Consider the following 17,780-nt stretch of genomic DNA (forward strand, 5'->3'; position numbering starts at 1 on the left):
GATCGAACTGCAGTACCAAAGCGAAGGTGAAATTGTCTTGACGCAGCACGTGTTCCTCCAGCATGCCGTTCGAGTGCAGGCCGTGACCGCATGAGCTCCGATGGTGTGACGCCAGGGACTTCGGCAGCTCGCAAGACACGTCGGGAGCGCCCGGCACGCGGCCGTCGTTCCAGCACCGCGCTGCTTCCGCAACTGCTGGCGGCAGCTGTTGAGTTGGGTCCCGAGCGGGAGGCATTGCGGTTCGAAGGACGATCACTGTCATACGCCGAGTTGGACGAGCAATCATCTCGATTGGCGAGATTGTTGATCGCCGGCGGCATGGGGCCAGAGGATCGGGTTGCAATTTCGATACCGCGGTCCATCGAGTCCGTTCTGGCACTGTGGGCAGTCGTCAAGTCCGGCGCCGCCTTCGTACCGGTGGATCCGAACTATCCAGCCGATCGCGTGGCCTACATGATCAGCGATTCTGGCGTTTCGGTCGGTTTGACCACTGAGGGTGTACGCACCGGGTTAACTGACTCGGTCGGGTGGATCTCGATCGATGCTTCGGACACTGTCGAGTCGTTGGCCGCCGTCTCCGGCGCGCCAGTGACGTACGACGAGCGGGTAAGGACACTGCGGGAGCAGCACGCCGCATACGTCATCTACACATCCGGCTCCACAGGGCGCCCCAAGGGTGTTGTTGTTTCGCATTCAGGGCTAGCCGTCCTGCAGCGAGAGCAAATTCGCTTGCTGTCGCTCGACGTAAATTCAAGGGTGTTGCACTTCACGACTCCAAGCTTCGATGTGTCGATCTTCGAGTTACTCGAGACGATCGGGGCAGGCGCCGTCATGGTGATTGCCCCATCGAGCATCTACGGTGGTCCTGAGCTAGCCGAGCTGATCAAATCAGAGCGAGTGACCCATGTCGGCGCCACTCCTTCGGTGCTCGCATCGGTGGATCCATCGGGACTCGACGATGTTGCTGTTGTCGTTGTCGCGGGTGAGGCGTGTCCGCCAGAGTTGGTCGCGAAGTGGGCGCCCGGGCGTCACTTTTTCAATGCGTACGGCCCGACCGAGATGACGATCGTCACGAACATGACGGAACTCGGTGCGGGTGATCCAGTCACGATCGGTGGTCCGATTCGTGGTGCAGCGTCTTTGGTATTGGATGCTCGCTTGCAGCCTGTACCGACGGGAACTACGGGTGAGCTCTATCTTGCAGGACCGCAGGTTGCGCGCGGATACCACAATTTGGCAGGTATGACGGCCGATAGATTCATCGCGAATCCCTTTGGTTCACAGGGTGAACGAATGTACCGCACGGGGGACGTGGTGCGGTGGACGGAAAGTGCTGCCGGCGATCGTAGCGTCGAATATGTCGGACGGTCCGATTCCCAGGTCAAGATCCGTGGCTTCCGCATCGAGTTGACTGAAATTGACGCGGTCATCGCACTCGACGACCGGGTCGAGTTCGTGACAACTCTCGGGCGAGTGTTGCCCAGCGGTGAAACGGCTCTCATCTCTTACGTTCTTCCTGCAGTTGGCGCCGTGCTGTCCGGGGATGACGTCCTGGCAGTGGTCAAGACGGATCTTCCTCGTCACATGATTCCGGCGGCTGTCGTTGTCATCAACGAGATCCCCCTGACACCAGTAGGAAAGCTGGATTCGGCAGCGCTTCCTGACCCCGTATTCGAGGCCCGAGAGTTTGTCGCGCCCTCCTCCGCTGGTGAGGTCGTGGTCGCGCGCGTATTCGAAGAACTCTTGGGTCTGGACCGAGTCGGCGCTGACGACGACTTCTTCGAACTCGGCGGCAATTCGTTGATTGCTGCGAAGTTGGCTGGACGTCTCAGTGCGGCTTTCGATGTACGGGTTCAGGTCAAAACGCTGTTCGAGTACTCGACCGTCTCCGGTCTTGCATCTGTTTTGTCAGATTCAGCGGGGCGTGTGCGAATTGCCTTGGCCCCTCGCTCTCGTCCGGAGCGGATACCTCTTTCCCTTGCACAGTCGCGGATGTGGTTCTTGTCGAGATTCGACTCTGTGTCTGGTGTGAACAATATTCCGATTGTGTTGCGCTTGTCCGGTGCCGTCGATGTCTCGGCACTGTCCGCAGCGTTGTCGGATGTTGTTGCGCGGCACGAGGTGTTGCGAACCGTCTACCCGGAATTCGAGGGTATCGGGTTCCAACAAGTTCTTCCGGTGGACGAATTCGTGGGGACTGTATTGCCCGAAACTGTCGACGAGACAGACTTGCTCGGCGTGCTGACGCCAGTCGTGGCAGAGGGGTTCGATGTCACGGTCGAGGTGCCATTGCGGGTTCGTTTGTTCCAGACGGGCTCGTCGGAGTTTGTATTGGCGTTGGTGATTCACCATATTGCTGCTGATGGTGTGTCGTTGGGGCCGTTGGTGCGTGATGTGTCGGTGGCGTATGTGGCGCGTGCGAGTGGGCAGGTTCCTCAGTGGGCGCCGCTGGCGGTGCAGTACGCGGACTTCGCGTTGTGGCAACGTGAGGTGTTGGGGTCCGAGGGCGATCCGTCGTCGTTGATGTCCGAGCAGTTGGGGTATTGGACGTCGGTGTTGGCGGGGTTGCCGGAGCGGATCGAGTTGCCGGCGGATCGTCCGCGGCCGTTGGTGGCATCCAATCATGGTGCGAGTTACCAGTTTTCGATAGATGCGCGGTTGCATCGAGCGCTCGAGCAGTTGGCGCTTGATCGTAATGTGTCGTTGTTCATGGTGGTGCATGCGGCGTTGGCGGTGTTGTTGGCGCGGCTGAGCGGTAGCGATGACGTTGTGGTGGGCTCGCCGATCGCAGGGCGGGGTGAGCCGGAGCTGGACGATCTGATCGGGATGTTCGTCAATACGTTGGTGTTGCGGACCGAGGTGGATTCTTCGGAGTCTTTCTCGGCGTTGTTGGGTCGTGTTCGTGAGGTCGATCTGGGGGCGTTCGGCAACGAGGACGTGCCGTTCGAGCGATTGGTGGAGGTGCTTGATCCGGCGCGGTCGCAGGCCCATCATCCGCTGTTCCAGGTTGCGTTGTTCTTTCAGAACATGGCGCAGGATGTCGTGGAGTTGCCGGGACTGTCGATTGCCGGGTTCGACGCCGGTGTCGAGATCGCGAAGTTCGATCTGCAGTTGACGGTGACGCCGTTGGAGGAGGGCGGCGTCGGTGTGGGGATGCCGATGTCGCTGACGTATGCCACGGATCTGTTCGACGCGTCGACAGTTGTCTCGTTTGCGCAGCGGTTGGTGCGTGTTCTGGAAGCGATGGTGGCGGAGCCTGATTCGGTTGTCGGGGATGTGGAGTTGCTCGGCGAGGACGAGCGTTCGCAGGTGTTGGTGACGGTCAATGACACTGTTCACGAGTTGACTGACGGTGCTTTGTTGCTCGACGGGTTTGTTGCGCAGGTGGCGGCGACGCCGGGTGCGGTGGCGGTGGTGTTCCAGGGACAGTCTCTGACGTATGTGGACTTCGCGTCCCGGGTGAATCGCCTTGCACGGTATCTGATTTCGGCAGGTGTGGGGCCGGAGTCGTTGGTGGCGTTGGCGATGCGCCGGTCGGTTGACCTTGTGGTGGGTATGTATGCAGTGGTTGCTGCGGGCGGGGCATATGTGCCGTTGGATCCGGATCATCCGGTCGAGCGCAATGGTCATATTCTCGATACCGCGGCACCGGTGTGTGTGTTGTCCAGTGCGGGTGACAGTGTGGCGTTGCCGGGTGAGTTCGATGTGGTGTTGATCGACGAGTTGGATGTGTCCAGGTTCTCGGATGCGCCTGTTACGAATGCGGATCGTGTTGCACCGCTGCGGGGTTCGAATGCTGCATATGTGATCTTCACGTCGGGGTCGACGGGGAAGCCGAAGGGTGTGGCGGTTTCGCATGCGGCGATCGTCAATCAGATGGCGTGGATGCAGGGGCGGTATGTTCTGACTGGGTCGGATGTGTATCTGCAGAAGACGGCGACGACGTTCGACGTGTCGTTGTGGGGGTTCTTCCTGCCGTTGGCGGTGGGTGCTCGGTTGGTGGTAGCCACCCATGACGGTCATCGGGATCCGGGGTATTTGGCGTCGGTGATCGATGATCAGGGTGTGACAGTGACGGACTTCGTGCCGACGATGTTGTCGGTGTTCGCAGGGGAAGTCTCTGCCAGCCAGTTGGATTCGCTGCGTGATGTGTTCGTCATCGGCGAGGCGTTGCCGGCGCAGACGGTGCGCGATTTCGGTGTTGTTTCTAGGGCGCGGGTTCACAACTTGTATGGTCCGACCGAGGCCGCGGTGTCGATCACGTTCGCGGATGTGACGGATGCCGTCCAAGGTGGTGTGGTTTCTATTGGTGTGCCGCAGTGGAATTCGCGGGTTTTCGTCTTGGATTCGCGATTGCGTCCGGTGCCGGTGGGTGTTGCGGGTGAGTTGTATCTTGCGGGTGATCAGTTGGCTCGTGGGTATGTTTCTCGTCCAGATTTGTCGGCGGATCGCTTCGTGGCGAATCCGTTCACCGATGGCAGTGTTGGAGATCGGATGTATCGCACGGGGGATTTGGTGCGGTGGGGCTGGTCGGGGGAGCTCGAGTACATCGGGCGTACCGATTTCCAGGTGAAGTTCCGTGGTCAGCGGATCGAGTTGGGGGAGATCGAGTCGGCGCTGGTGGCCGATGTGTCGGTGTCGGTGTCGTCGGTGGCGGTGGTGTCGACCAAGACCGGTGATCAGTTGGTGGGGTATGTGGTGCCTGCGTCGGGTGCGGTGGTTGATGTTGCGGCGCTTGTGGATTCGTTGGGGTCGGTGTTGCCGTCGTATATGGTGCCGTCGCAGATCATGGTGTTGGATGCGTTCCCGCTGAATGCTTCGGGGAAGTTGGATCGGAAGTTGTTGCCGAAGCCGGTGTTCGAGGCTGCGGCATTCCGAGCTCCGGTGACTCCGGTGGAGGAGTCGGTTGCCTCGGTTTTCGCCGAGGTGTTGGGTGTGGATCGGGTCGGGCTTGATGATGATTTCTTTGCTTTGGGTGGCAACTCGCTGATTGCGACTCGGATGGTTGCCCGCCTTGGGCAGGCGCTTGATACGCAGGTTCCGGTGCGAGTGCTGTTCGAGGTGTCCTCGGTCGAGGGTGTGGCTGCCCGAGTCCAGGCCGAGGTCGGTTCGGGTGCTCGGGCGGCATTGACTGCTCAGGTGCGCCCGGAGCGGGTGCCGTTGTCCCTTGCACAGCAACGGATGTGGTTTCTGAACCAACTGGACCCAGAGTCGCCGGTCTACAACGTTCCTCTCGCGATTCGGCTTTCAGGGACGCTGGACGTGGCGGGGCTGAAAGCTGCTGTTTTCGACGTGCTGGCACGGCACGAGTCGCTCAGAACGTTGTACCCAAGCGATTCAGATGGACCTATGCAGGTAATTGTTCCACCGGAAGAGGTTGTGCTGGACTTGAGTCCAGTCGAGGTCGACGCCGAGTCGGTAATGCTGCGCGTAGCGGAGGTTGTCGGACAGGGATTCGACGTCGGTGCTGAGGTCCCCGTTCGAGCGAAACTGTTCAGCCTTGGCTCTGACAACTACGTGTTGGTTGTCGTGATCCACCACGTTGCCGGAGACGGTTCCTCGATCGGGCCACTCGGGCGCGATGTCATGGTCGCGTATGAGGCCCGATCTCGGGGCGTAGTTCCGGGGTGGGCACCTCTCGGAGTGCAGTATGCGGACTATGCGTTGTGGCAACGCGAGATGTTGGGCTCAGATGGCGACCCGGATTCGATCGCGTCGAAGCAAATTGCGTACTGGCGAGCTCAGCTGGCTGACGTTCCCCCCGTTCTGAATCTCCCCTTGGATCGTGCAAGGCCGGCGATTCAGTCGTTGCGCGGAGCGACAGTCGATTTCACGATCGATGCACGCCTTCATTCAGACTTGTCGAGGCTTGCAGAGGGTCACAACGTGACTGTCTTCATGGTCATTCACGCGGCTGTGGCTGTTTTGATGTCCAGACTGAGCAGTTCCACGGACGTGGTCCTTGGTACTCCTGTCGCAGGTCGCGGCGAGGCCGAACTCGACGATCTGATCGGTATGTTCGTCAACACTCTTGTCTTACGCACAAACGTCGAAGCGTCGGAGAGATTCGGTTCCTTCTTGGAGCAGGTGCGTGAGACCGATCTATCGGCGTTTGCCAATGCGGATGTGCCGTTCGAGTGGTTGGTGGATGAGATCGACCCCGTGCGTTCTACTGCGCACTCACCGCTGTTCCAGGTTTTGTTGGTGTTCCAGAACTTTGCGCAAACGCAGTTCGTGCTGCCAGAACTCACGATTTCCGGGATCGAAGCGGATTCGGGAACGGCGAAATACGACCTTCAGGTCACTGTGTCCGAAGTCGTCAGCGACTCTGGAGATCCCTCAGGGATGCACGGGTCGTTCAACTACGCAACCGACCTATTCGACGAATCAACGGTGTTGGAATTCGTCGATCGTCTGTTGCGAATTCTGAACACAGTGTCTGCAACTCCGGACGTACTGGTGGGTGATATCCCAGTGCTCTCACAGAGCGAGAGTGAACAGGTACTGGCACAGGCTGTTTCGGCCGGTTCTTTGTGCTCGGACAATGCGACGCTGGTCTCGTTGTTCGACGAGCAGGTTGCGCGGACGCCAAACTCTGTCGCGTTGGCCATGGACGAAATTGAACTTACGTATGCGGAGTTCGATTCCAAGGTTAATCAACTCGCGCGTCACCTCATTTCCGAAGGAGTCGGACCTGAACAGTTGGTCGGTGTGGCGATGCGTCGGAGCATTGACCTCGTGGTTGCGATCTACGCCGTTCTGAAGGCTGGGGGCGCCTACGTACCTATCGATCCAGATCATCCAGCAGAACGCACCGAGTACGTCATAGAGGCGGCGGACCCGGTACTGATTCTGACTACCGCTCGCGATCAGTTCGGGCCGACGGGTCGACGGATGGTGACTGTCGAGGCTCTAAACTTGGACGGGTTCCCATCTCGCCGAATTGCCGACTCTGAACGCAATTCGCCTTTGCGATCGGAAAACACTGCGTATCTGATCTTCACTTCAGGTTCGACAGGTCGCCCCAAGGGCGTTGCGATTACCCACAGCGCAACGGTGAACCAGTTGGTGTGGGCTCAGACGGCCTACGGGCTTGATCGCTCGGATGTGGTGCTGCACAAAACGCCGATTACCTTCGACATTTCAGTCTGGGAATTGTTCTGGACTCTCCAAACTGGCGCGAAATTGGTCATCGCGGTGCCCGACGGACACCGGGACGCAGATTATCTTGCGAAAACCATTGCGCAAGAGCGGGTCACGACGGTGCATTTCGTTCCGTCGATGCTGAACGCATTCATGTCCGCGGTGCCAGCGCCGCTGTCGAAATCGGTGCGTCGAGTCTTTGTTGCAGGAGAGGCGTTGAGCGCCGACACCGTACGCCGATTCAGCGGGTACGCTTCTGCGAGCCTGTACAACTGGTACGGGCCTGCCGAGGTCGAGGTGGTAACGGCTTGGGAGGCGACTCCCGAGACTACGGTTGTCCCGATCGGCTCGCCCGTTGCCAACACGTCCACTGTTGTGCTTGACAGCCGGCTGGCACCAGTGCCGGTAGGCGTCGCCGGTGAGCTGTATTTGGGTGGACCGCAGGTGGCTCGTGCATACCACGGTGAGCCCGGTATGACGGCGCTTCGATTTGTCGCCGATCCATTCGGTTCAGCCGGCACCAGGTTGTACCGCACCGGAGATTTGGTTCGATGGAACAAATCGGGGGAACTGGAGTACATCGGTCGTAGCGATTTCCAGGTGAAGTTGCGTGGTCAGAGGATCGAGTTGGGGGAGATCGAGTCAGCCCTGCTCACACATGAGAACGTCAATGACGCCGTCGTCGTGTTGCACTCTGGCTCCAAGGCGGGTGACAGCTTGGTGGGGTATGTGGTGCCGGCGTCGGGTGCGGTTGTTGATGCTGTGGCGCTTACGGATTCGCTGCGTGCAGTGTTGCCGTCGTACATGGTTCCGTCGTTGATCATGGTGTTGGATGCGTTGCCGCTGAATGCGTCGGGTAAGTTGGATCGGAAGTTGTTGCCGGAGCCGGTGTTCGAGGCTGCGGTGTTCCGGGCTCCGGTGACTGCGGTGGAGGAGATCGTCGCGTCGGTGTTCGCGGATCTGCTGGGTGTGGATCGGGTGGGTCTCGATGATGATTTCTTTGCTTTGGGTGGTAATTCGCTGATTGCGACTCGGGTGGCGGCGCGGTTGGGGCAGGCGCTTGATGCGCAGGTTCCGGTGCGGGTGTTGTTCGAGGCGTCGTCGGTGGAGTTGTTGGCTGCTCGGGTGGAGTCGGAGGTCGGTTCGGGTGCGCGGGCGGCGTTGACGGTTCGGGTGCGTCCGGAGCGGGTGCCGTTGTCGTTGGCGCAGCAGCGGATGTGGTTCTTGAACCGTTTCGATACGGCGTCGTCGGCGAACAATATTCCGGTGGCGATTCGGTTGTCGGGGTTGTTGGATGTGGCGGCTTTGGATGCTGCTGTGTCGGATGTTGTTGCGCGGCATGAGATTTTGCGGACGGTGTATCCGGAGGTCGACGGTGTCGGGTTCCAGGAGGTGTTGTCTGCGGATCGGGTGCGGTTGGATTTGTCGCCGGTTGTGGTGTCGGAGTCCGATGTCGTTGGTGCGGTGACGGAGTTCTTGTTGGCTGGTTTCGATGTTGCGGTGGAGGTTCCGGTTCGGGCGCGGTTGTTCGCGGTGTCGGAGTCGGAGTTCGTGTTGGCGATGGTGGTTCATCACATCAGTGGTGATGGTGTGTCGATGGGGCCGTTGACGCGTGATGTGATGGTTGCGTATGAGGCTCGTTCTCGGGGTGAGGTTCCGGGGTGGGCGCCTCTGGCGGTGCAGTATGCGGATTACGCGTTGTGGCAGCGGGAGACTTTGGGGTCGGAAGATGATGCGGGGTCGTTGATTTCGCGTCAGATCGGGTTCTGGGAGTCGGCGTTGTCGGGGTTGCCGGATCAGTTGGATTTGCCGGCGGATCGTCCGCGGCCGGCGGTGGCATCCAATCGTGGTGCTGCGTATTCGTTCGTGATTGATCCTGATGTGCATGTGTCGTTGAGTGTTGCTGCGCGGGAGTCGAATTCGTCGTTGTTCATGGTGGTGCATGCGGCGTTGGCGGTGTTGTTGTCGCGGTTGTCGGGGACGTCCGATATTGCGATCGGTACTCCGGTGGCGGGTCGTGGTGAGCAGGTTCTCGATGATTTGATTGGGATGTTCGTCAATACGTTGGTGTTGCGGACCGAGGTGGATTCTTCGGAGTCGTTCTCGGGGTTGTTGGGTCGGGTTCGTGAGGGTGATCTGGGTGCGTTTGCGCATGCGGATGTGCCGTTCGAGCGGTTGGTGGAGGTGCTCAATCCGGCGCGGTCGCAGGCGCGTAATCCGTTGTTCCAGGTGATGCTTTCGTTCCAGAACATGGAGCAGACCGCGTTGCAGTTGGGTGATCTGACGGTTGCCGGCGTCGATACCGGCGCGGTGGCAGCGAAGTTTGATCTGCAGTTGACCATGGTCGAGCAGTTCGACGAGTCCGGTGCCCCGGCCGGGATGGCGGCGACGTTCACGTACGCGACGGATCTGTTCGACGAGTCGACGGTGGCCTCGATGGCAACCCGATTCGAACGGATTCTTCGCACCGGACTCAACGATCCAACGGAACCGGTGGGGGAAGTGGATCTGCTCGACCGCGCCGAACGGTTTGAGTTCTACAACAGATCTCGGGCCACTCGTAGAGAACTGCCCGCGACTCGACTGGTGGATACCGTAAAAACGGCGCAGCGTGCGGCGGATATCGCGCTGAGTTATGGTGGCGAAAGCTTGTCCTATGGCGAATTCGACTCGCGTGTCAATCAATTGGCCCGATATCTGATTTCGCAAGGCGTTGGACCTGAGGTCCTGGTCGGCGTGTTTATGGAGCGGTCTGTATCTTGGGTGATCGCAGCTCACGCGGTGATTCGCGCGGGTGGTGGATACGTGCCCCTAGACCCTTCGCATCCGACTGAACGCGTCTCTTATGTTTTGCGAACGGCGGCGCCGGCAGTTGTCTTGTACTCGCGTGACGTTACGGTTGATGGTCGACTCGACGCGAAGTTGTCGACTTCCTGGGTTGATGTTGACAGTCTTGACCTGCATACGTATTCGATTGATCCGATCACCGATTCAGAGCGACTGTCTGATCTTCGGGGAGATCATCCTGCGTACGTGATCTTCACTTCTGGTTCTACAGGGACGCCGAAAGGCGTCCTGGTATCGCATATCGCCGTAGTAAACCAGATGCTTTGGCGCCAGGATCGATACAATTTGGACCCGTCGGACGTGGTGCTGGTTAAGACTCCGTCCACATTTGACGTTTCACTTTGGGAGTTGTTCTGGCCGTGCCAAGTAGGCGCACGCATGGTGATCGCCGAACCGGATGGCCATCGTGACCCTCAGTACATAGCGAAGTTGATCCGGGAGCATGCGGTTACGGTCGCGCACTTCGTGCCGGCAATGATGGCCCTATTCATTTCAGCCGAATATGCCAGCAATGTTCCTTCCTTGAGGCTGGTGTTCTCCGGTGGAGAGGCATTGAAAATTGGCACTGCTGCACAAGTTTTCGGGGTGATGCCATCGGCACGCTTGGAGAATTTGTACGGTCCTGCCGAGGCCGCAATTGATGTGACCTTCCATGAAGTCACATCGGACGAGACCGTGTCGATCCCGATTGGTTCTGCTGTGTGGAATACAGGGCTGTTAGTCCTGGATTCCAGGCTGCACCCGGTTTCAAGGGGTGTTGTCGGCGAGCTTTATCTATCGGGCGTTCAGTTGGCGCGCGGGTATATCGGGCGGGCTGCAATGTCGTCGGATCGGTTTGTTGCGAACCCGTTTGCCGATGGCAGTGGGGGCGGTCGAATGTATCGCACGGGCGATTTGGTGCGGTGGGATGCGTCGGGTGAGCTGGAGTACATCGGTCGTAGCGATTTCCAGGTGAAGTTGCGTGGTCAGCGGATCGAACTGGGTGAGATCGAGTCAGCGTTGGTGACCGATGCGTCGGTATCCGCATCGGCGGTGACTCTGGTATCGACCAAGACCGGCGATCAGTTGGTGGGGTATGTGGTGCCGGCGTCGGGTGCGGTTGTTGATGCTGTGGCGCTTACGGATTCGCTGCGTGCGGTGTTGCCGTCGTATATGGTTCCGTCGTTGATCATGGTGTTGGATGCGTTGCCGTTGAATGCGTCGGGGAAGTTGGATCGGAAGTTGTTGCCGGAGCCGGTGTTCGAGGCTGCGGTGTTCCGGGCTCCGGTGACGGCGGTGGAGGAGATCGTCGCGTCGGTGTTCGGGGATGTTCTCGGGGTCGAGCGTGTCGGGTTGGATGATGATTTCTTTGCTTTGGGTGGTAATTCGTTGATTGCTACTCGGGTGGCGGCGCGGTTGGGGCAGGCGCTCGATGCGCAGGTTCCGGTGCGGGTGTTGTTCGAGGCGTCGTCGGTGGAGTTGTTGGCTGCTCGGGTGGAGTCGGAGGTCGGTTCGGGTGCGCGTGCGGCGTTGACGGCTCGGGTGCGGCCGGAGCGGGTGCCGTTGTCGTTGGCGCAGCAGCGGATGTGGTTCTTGAACCGATTCGATCCTGGATCCAATGTTGACAATATTCCGGTGGCGATTCGGTTGTCGGGGTTGTTGGATGTGGCGGCTTTGGATGCTGCTGTGTCGGATGTTGTTGCGCGGCACGAGATTTTGCGGACGGTGTATCCGGAGGTCGACGGTGTCGGGTTCCAGGAGGTGTTGTCTGCGGATCGGGTGCGGTTGGATTTGTCGCCGGTTGTGGTGTCGGAGTCCGATGTCGTTGGTGCGGTGACGGAGTTCTTGTTGGCTGGTTTCGATGTTGCGGTGGAGGTTCCGGTTCGGGCGCGGTTGTTCGCGGTGTCGGAGTCGGAGTTCGTGTTGGCGATGGTGGTTCATCACATCAGTGGTGATGGTGTGTCGATGGGGCCGTTGACGCGTGATGTGATGGTTGCGTATGAGGCTCGTTCTCGGGGTGAGGTTCCGGGGTGGGCGCCTCTGGCGGTGCAGTATGCGGATTACGCGTTGTGGCAGCGGGAGACTTTGGGGTCGGAAGATGATGCGGGGTCGTTGATTTCGCGTCAGATCGGGTTCTGGGAGTCGGCGTTGTCGGGGTTGCCGGATCAGTTGGATTTGCCGGCGGATCGTCCGCGGCCGGCGGTGGCATCCAATCGTGGTGCTGCGTATTCGTTCGTGATTGATCCTGATGTGCATGTGTCGTTGAGTGTTGCTGCGCGTGAGTCGAATTCGTCGTTGTTCATGGTGGTGCATGCGGCGTTGGCGGTGTTGTTGTCGCGGTTGTCGGGGACGTCCGATATTGCGATCGGTACTCCGGTGGCGGGTCGTGGTGAGCAGGTTCTCGATGATTTGATTGGGATGTTCGTCAATACGTTGGTGTTGCGGACCGAGGTGGATTCTTCGGAGTCGTTCTCGGGGTTGTTGGGTCGGGTTCGTGAGGGTGATCTGGGTGCGTTTGCGCATGCGGATGTGCCGTTCGAGCGGTTGGTGGAGGTGCTCAATCCGGCGCGGTCGCAGGCGCGTAATCCGTTGTTCCAGGTGATGCTCTCGTTCCAGAGCGCTCGCCAGACCGCGTTGCAGTTGGGCGATCTGACGGTTGCCGGCGTCGATACCGGCGCGGTGGCAGCGAAGTTTGATCTGCAGTTGACCATGGTCGAGCAGTTCGACGAGTCCGGTGCCCCGGCCGGGATGGCGGCGACGTTCACGTACGCGACGGATCTGTTCGACGAGTCGACGGTGGCCTCGATGGCAACCCGATTCGAACGCATCCTGGCCGCCCTCGTCGCTGATCAGTCAACCATTTTGGGTGACGTTGACATTTTGGATTCTGTTGAGCGTTCGTTGGTGCTCGAGGGTTGGAATGACACGGCTCGGGTTGTGTCGGGTGTGTCGGTGTTGGATGGGTTTGATGCTCGGGTGGCGGTGTCTCCGGATGCGGTGGCGCTCTCGTTCGAGGGTGTGTCGCTGTCGTATGCGGAGTTCGATGCTCGGGTGAATCGTTTTGCGCGGTATTTGGTTTCGGTGGGTGTGGGGCCGGAGTCGTTGGTGGGTGTTGCGGTTCGTCGGTCGGTTGATTTGTTGGTTGCGGTTTACGGTGTGCTCAAGGCTGGTGGTGGGTATGTTCCGGTGGATCCGGATCAGCCTGCGGAGCGTAATGGGTATGTGTTGGCGGCGGCGTCGCCGGTGTGTGTGGTCAGTACTTCTGATGTTGGTTTCGATGCTGGTGTGGTGCCGGTGGTCGAGGTTGATGTTGTTGATGTGTCTGGTTTTTCGGATGCTCCTGTGTCGGATGTGGATCGGGTTTCGCCGTTGCGGTCGGGGAATACGGCGTATGTGATTTTCACGTCGGGGTCGACGGGGCGGCCGAAGGGTGTGGCGGTCAGTCATCGCAGTGTGGTCAATCAGGTGTCGTGGTTGGCGGAGCGTTATGCGGTGTCGGGTTCTGATGTGGTGTTGTTCAAGACTCCGGTGACGTTCGATGTGTCGGTGTGGGAGTTGTTTGTTCCGTTGGCGGTGGGTGCTCGGTTGGTGGTGGCTGCTCATGATGGTCATCGGGATCCGGGGTATTTGGCGTCGGTGGTGGCGGCGGAGTCGGTGTCGATGGTCTCGTTTGTGCCGTCGATGTTGGAGGTGTTCGTCGATCAGTTGGTCGATGCATCGGAGGCGACGGTTTCGCGTCTCGGTGGTGGGTTGGGTTCGTTGCGGGTGATTTTCGCGGCGGGTGAGGCGTTGCCGGCGTCGGTGGTGGGTCGGGTGTTGTCGGTGTTGCCGTTGGTTGAGGTTCATAATTTGTATGGTCCGACGGAGTTCACGGTGCATGCGACGGCGGCGGGTCCGCTTGATGGTGTGGGTGTGGTGGTGCCGATGGGTGCTCCGGTGTGGAATTCGTCGGTGTTGGTGTTGGATTCGCGGTTGCGTCCGGTGCCGGTGGGTGTTGCGGGTGAGTTGTATTTGTCGGGTGTGCAGGTCGCTCGTGGGTATTTCGGGCGGGTGGATTTGTCGGCGGAGCGGTTTGTGGCGAATCCGTTCGGTGGGGTGGGTTCGCGGATGTATCGCACGGGGGATGTGGTGCGGTGGATCGGTGTGTCGGGTGAGCTCGAGTATGTCGGGCGTAGTGATTTTCAGGTGAAGTTGCGTGGTCAGCGGATCGAGTTGGGGGAGATCGAGGCTGCGGTTCGGGATCAGGTGGGTGTGGGTTCTGTTGTGGTGGTGGTGTGGCGTGATCAGTTGGTTGCGTATGTCACTGCTGCGGTGGGGTCTTCGGTTGATGTTGATGTGGTGAAGGTGGGTGTGGGGGAGCGGTTGGCGTCGTATATGGTGCCGTCGCAGTTTGTGGTGTTGGATGCGTTGCCGTTGAATGCGTCGGGGAAGTTGGATCGGAAGTTGTTGCCGGAGCCGGTGTTCGAGGTTGCGGTGTTCCGAGCTCCCACTACCGAAGCTGAACTACTTGTCGCAAGCGTCTTTTCGGAGATTCTCGGTGTCGAGGAAATCGGGGCGGACGATAGCTTCTTCGAGTTGGGTGGCAACTCATTGGTCGCAGCGAGGGTTGCAGCTCGGCTGAGCGCAGCAGTTTCCGCGGAGGTCCCACTGCGACTCATCTTCGCGACTTCGACGGTCAGCGAACTTGCAGAACGGATTGCGCTCGGAATTCGGGTGGGCTTCGATGCGAAAACCGATGATGCACTACGAACGCTTCTGCCGCTGAGAACGACAGGGAGCGATGTGCCGTTGTTCTGTGTTCATCCACTCGTTGGACTGGCGTGGCCTTTTGCACCGTTGGCGGCAGTTGTGGACCGTTCGATTCCGCTCTATGGGTTGCAGAGCCCAGTTCTGACTGACGAGGCATTCCAGGGACGATCCCTTGACGATTACGCAGATCGCTACGTGGACGAGATCACTCGGGTTCAGCAGTCAGGCCCGTACCGAATTCTCGGTTGGTCGCTCGGCGCGATCATTGCTCAAGCGGTTGCGGCGAAGATGGAGGAGCGAGGCGAGATCGTTGAGGCGTTGATCTTGCTGGACGGTTCGCCGGAGACACGCGACGAATCAGAGCATGCTGTCCAGGTGCACGCTGAGCTGGCTGCAATGGGGATTGTCTTCGGCGAGAACGAAAAGCTCGATGAATTGTCGGTCGAAAGGTCTGCAGAGATCTTGACGGCTGTCGACGGAGAGAGAATCGGACTCGATGCGTCTGCGATCAAACGGTTGCTCACAAGCATTGCGATTTCGGCGAAGCTGATCAATGCCCATCGGCCGCAGTCGTTCGGGGGGCCGATCACCTTCGTGAGTTCGTTGGATCGTTCGGACGCAAAACAAGCCGATAAGGTTTGGGGCCCGTACGCGCAAGGAGAACTGACGGATGAATTGGTCGACGTTCACCACCTGGAAATGATGTCTCCTGAAGGCGTTCGCGCTATCGGGCCGATCATTGAGCGTGTGTTGCGCGGTGGCGCCACTGATTGATCAACCGGCGCTACGAGCCTGGTCGGGCGATGGCCAGGCTCGTATGCTTCGCTCTTCCCGATTGGCCTTGTAGGAGGTCATGTTCGCCCGTGACAGCGCACGCTTGTCGATCGGAGGTTGCCGAGTGCGTTTTCGACTGCTGCGGCTGACCCTCGCGACGACTGGGGCAGCTATGCGCAGGGGATCGGCGTGAATTCCGGATCGAGCGCGGATTTTACGAGGTCCAACGAATGCGCGTCACGAACGAGGCCCGCATGCGAGGCAGTGTTGCCTGGGCATCCATCCTGGACCCAGACGTTGTTGACAACGGAATTGGGGCCTGCGGTAAGGAACGAAGCTTCCGGAGGGGTTGAAATCTGGTCGTGAGCGGTCGCGATCACGGTATACGTAACTCCCGGTTGGGTTTCCGAGCCCGCATTGAGCTCAGTCAACAGCGGTGTCCCTTGAAGTTGTTGAACACCGGCTGGTCCCCAGATCGCCTGAACCAAGAGGTCTCCAGGAAGTCCCAAATCTGACAGTTGTTCAGCGTTCGCTTGCAAGCCGCCGAAGGTCGTTCCGTGGTTGGTAGCGCCGAGGGTGACCAGAGAATGGACGGCGTTTTTCGACGGATCTTCCGGAGTCGAACCACCGTCGAACTTCAGGTACTGGCGAGCGACGACTCCCCCTTGGGAGTGGCCTACGAGATCCACCTGGCTTGCACCCGTATGACGGCGAACTGAATCAACGAAGGTTGCAAGCTCTTTCGCTGAAGTCGCAATGTCCCTGATACCCCATTGGAGAGCGTTGGGATTGAAGATTTCCCGTGCCCCTCCATAATTTAGAGCAAATACGCAGTAGCCGAGATCAGCAAGTTGCGGGGAAAGTTCAGCCCAGGTATCAACCATGTTCGCGGTTGTTCCATGGATGAGAACTACCGGACGAGGATGCTCGGCGCTCGGAACGCAATTCCAGTTGTTGGAGCCCGCCGGCGATGGACCCATACTCGCGAAACCAGGGGTGGGTTCTCGATCATCCGCCAGGGCACTGACCGAGGTGCCAGACAGCAGGAAACAAGTTCCCAGTACGACCAGCATGATCCTAATGAACCGCACAGCTGATTCCTCCCATGATGCTAATCGGTGCCCCGCGCTGGCGTTGAAGCCAGCACGAGGCACTTTGAATCAGACGCCCAGAGACTGTGCGATGAATGGCCAGGACTTGTGCAGATCGTCCTGCCAGTAGCCCCATGAATGGGTACCTGTTGGACGGAAATCCACTACTGCCGGAATACTCAGTTCGTAGAGCCGCTTCGCCATGTTGGAAGTACACAGGTTGGTTGCAAGCTCGATCGGACTGCCGACAACGATCTGGTCGAACATCGCAGCGCGACCGTCCTGGATGCGCGGATTTGCAGGGGTGTCATTGGGGAAACCGGGGAGCCCGCTGCCGGTGCTCATGTAAATCTGTGTGCCACGCAGCTTCTCAGCGTTCACAAGGGGGTCGTGTTCCCGCCAACCGGGGCCGTCGAACGGACCCCACATGTTCTGCACGTCGTCAACGCCGCCGATCCACTCCGTGGTGGTCTTGACGAACTGCTGGCCAAGCGGATCGCTGGTCTGGGCACATCCGCTGAATGCGGCAACGGAGTTGTAAAAGCCTGGGTACTCAATCGCCAGGTTGAGCACAGAAGTACCCGACATCGAGATTGCTGCAATCGACTGTTCGCCATTGCTGCCAAGTTGCTTGTTCAGCAACGGGGGGAGCTCCTTACCCAGAAAAGTGCTCCACATGTTCTTACCAAGTTTCGGGTCTTCCTTCTCCCAGTCGGTGTAGTACGACAGGCGGCCACCAACTGGCGTCGCGACGTTGACGTTCTTGTCCTGGAAGAAGTCGACGACGTCGGTCTGGTACTCCCAAGTAGCCGAATCTTGTCCACCACCGGCTCCGTTGAGCAAGTACAGGATGGGGCGGGGTGCGGAGTCATCGGCAGGAGTTATGACCTGAATTGGAACAACGCGGTCCATCGACGCCGCGTATACATTCACAATCTTTTGGCGATCGTTCACTTGCTCGACAGACACGACATAAGAACCACTCGTGACAGACTCCGCCGAATCTCCGCCGCCCTGGTGAGCGGCTGGTGACGCAGTTGCGATGCCGGCCGGAACCAGAGCGCACACCACCGTCACGGCGGCGACACCGGTAGCGCGCCTCCACATGGACTGCCTTGTACGCGTCAAGTTAGATACCTCTCGTTGCGCGGCACGGGTACATCGATGCTCATCCCTGGTGCCACTTGTTTTCTCGAA

2 protein-coding genes and 1 pseudogene are annotated in these 17,780 nt (G+C 59.3%); 1 reads left to right on the forward strand and 2 read right to left on the reverse strand.

Annotated features, from left to right (window positions below; genetic code table 11):
• Window positions 1–150: 150 nt before the first annotated feature.
• A pseudogene (locus tag ACSW29_RS10455) lies at window positions 151–15,492 on the forward strand (non-ribosomal peptide synthase/polyketide synthase); the annotation flags it as partial.
• A 170-nt stretch (window positions 15,493–15,662) separates the two neighbouring features.
• Here the strand turns inward: ACSW29_RS10455 and ACSW29_RS10460 are convergent.
• Together ACSW29_RS10460 and ACSW29_RS10465 are read right to left on the reverse strand one after the other, a co-directional pair.
• On the reverse strand, window positions 15,663–16,565 hold the full coding sequence (locus tag ACSW29_RS10460; RefSeq protein WP_347871381.1) for an esterase/lipase family protein: 903 nt from the start codon (window positions 16,563–16,565) through the stop codon (window positions 15,663–15,665).
• An 87-nt stretch (window positions 16,566–16,652) separates the two neighbouring features.
• Window positions 16,653–17,690: an alpha/beta hydrolase gene (locus ACSW29_RS10465; RefSeq protein ID WP_347871382.1), complete on the reverse strand. Its 1,038-nt coding sequence runs from the start codon at window positions 17,688–17,690 to the stop codon at window positions 16,653–16,655.
• Window positions 17,691–17,780: the final 90 nt, after the last annotated feature.

It is taken from the genome of Rhodococcus sp. GB-02 (assembly GCF_053470465.1).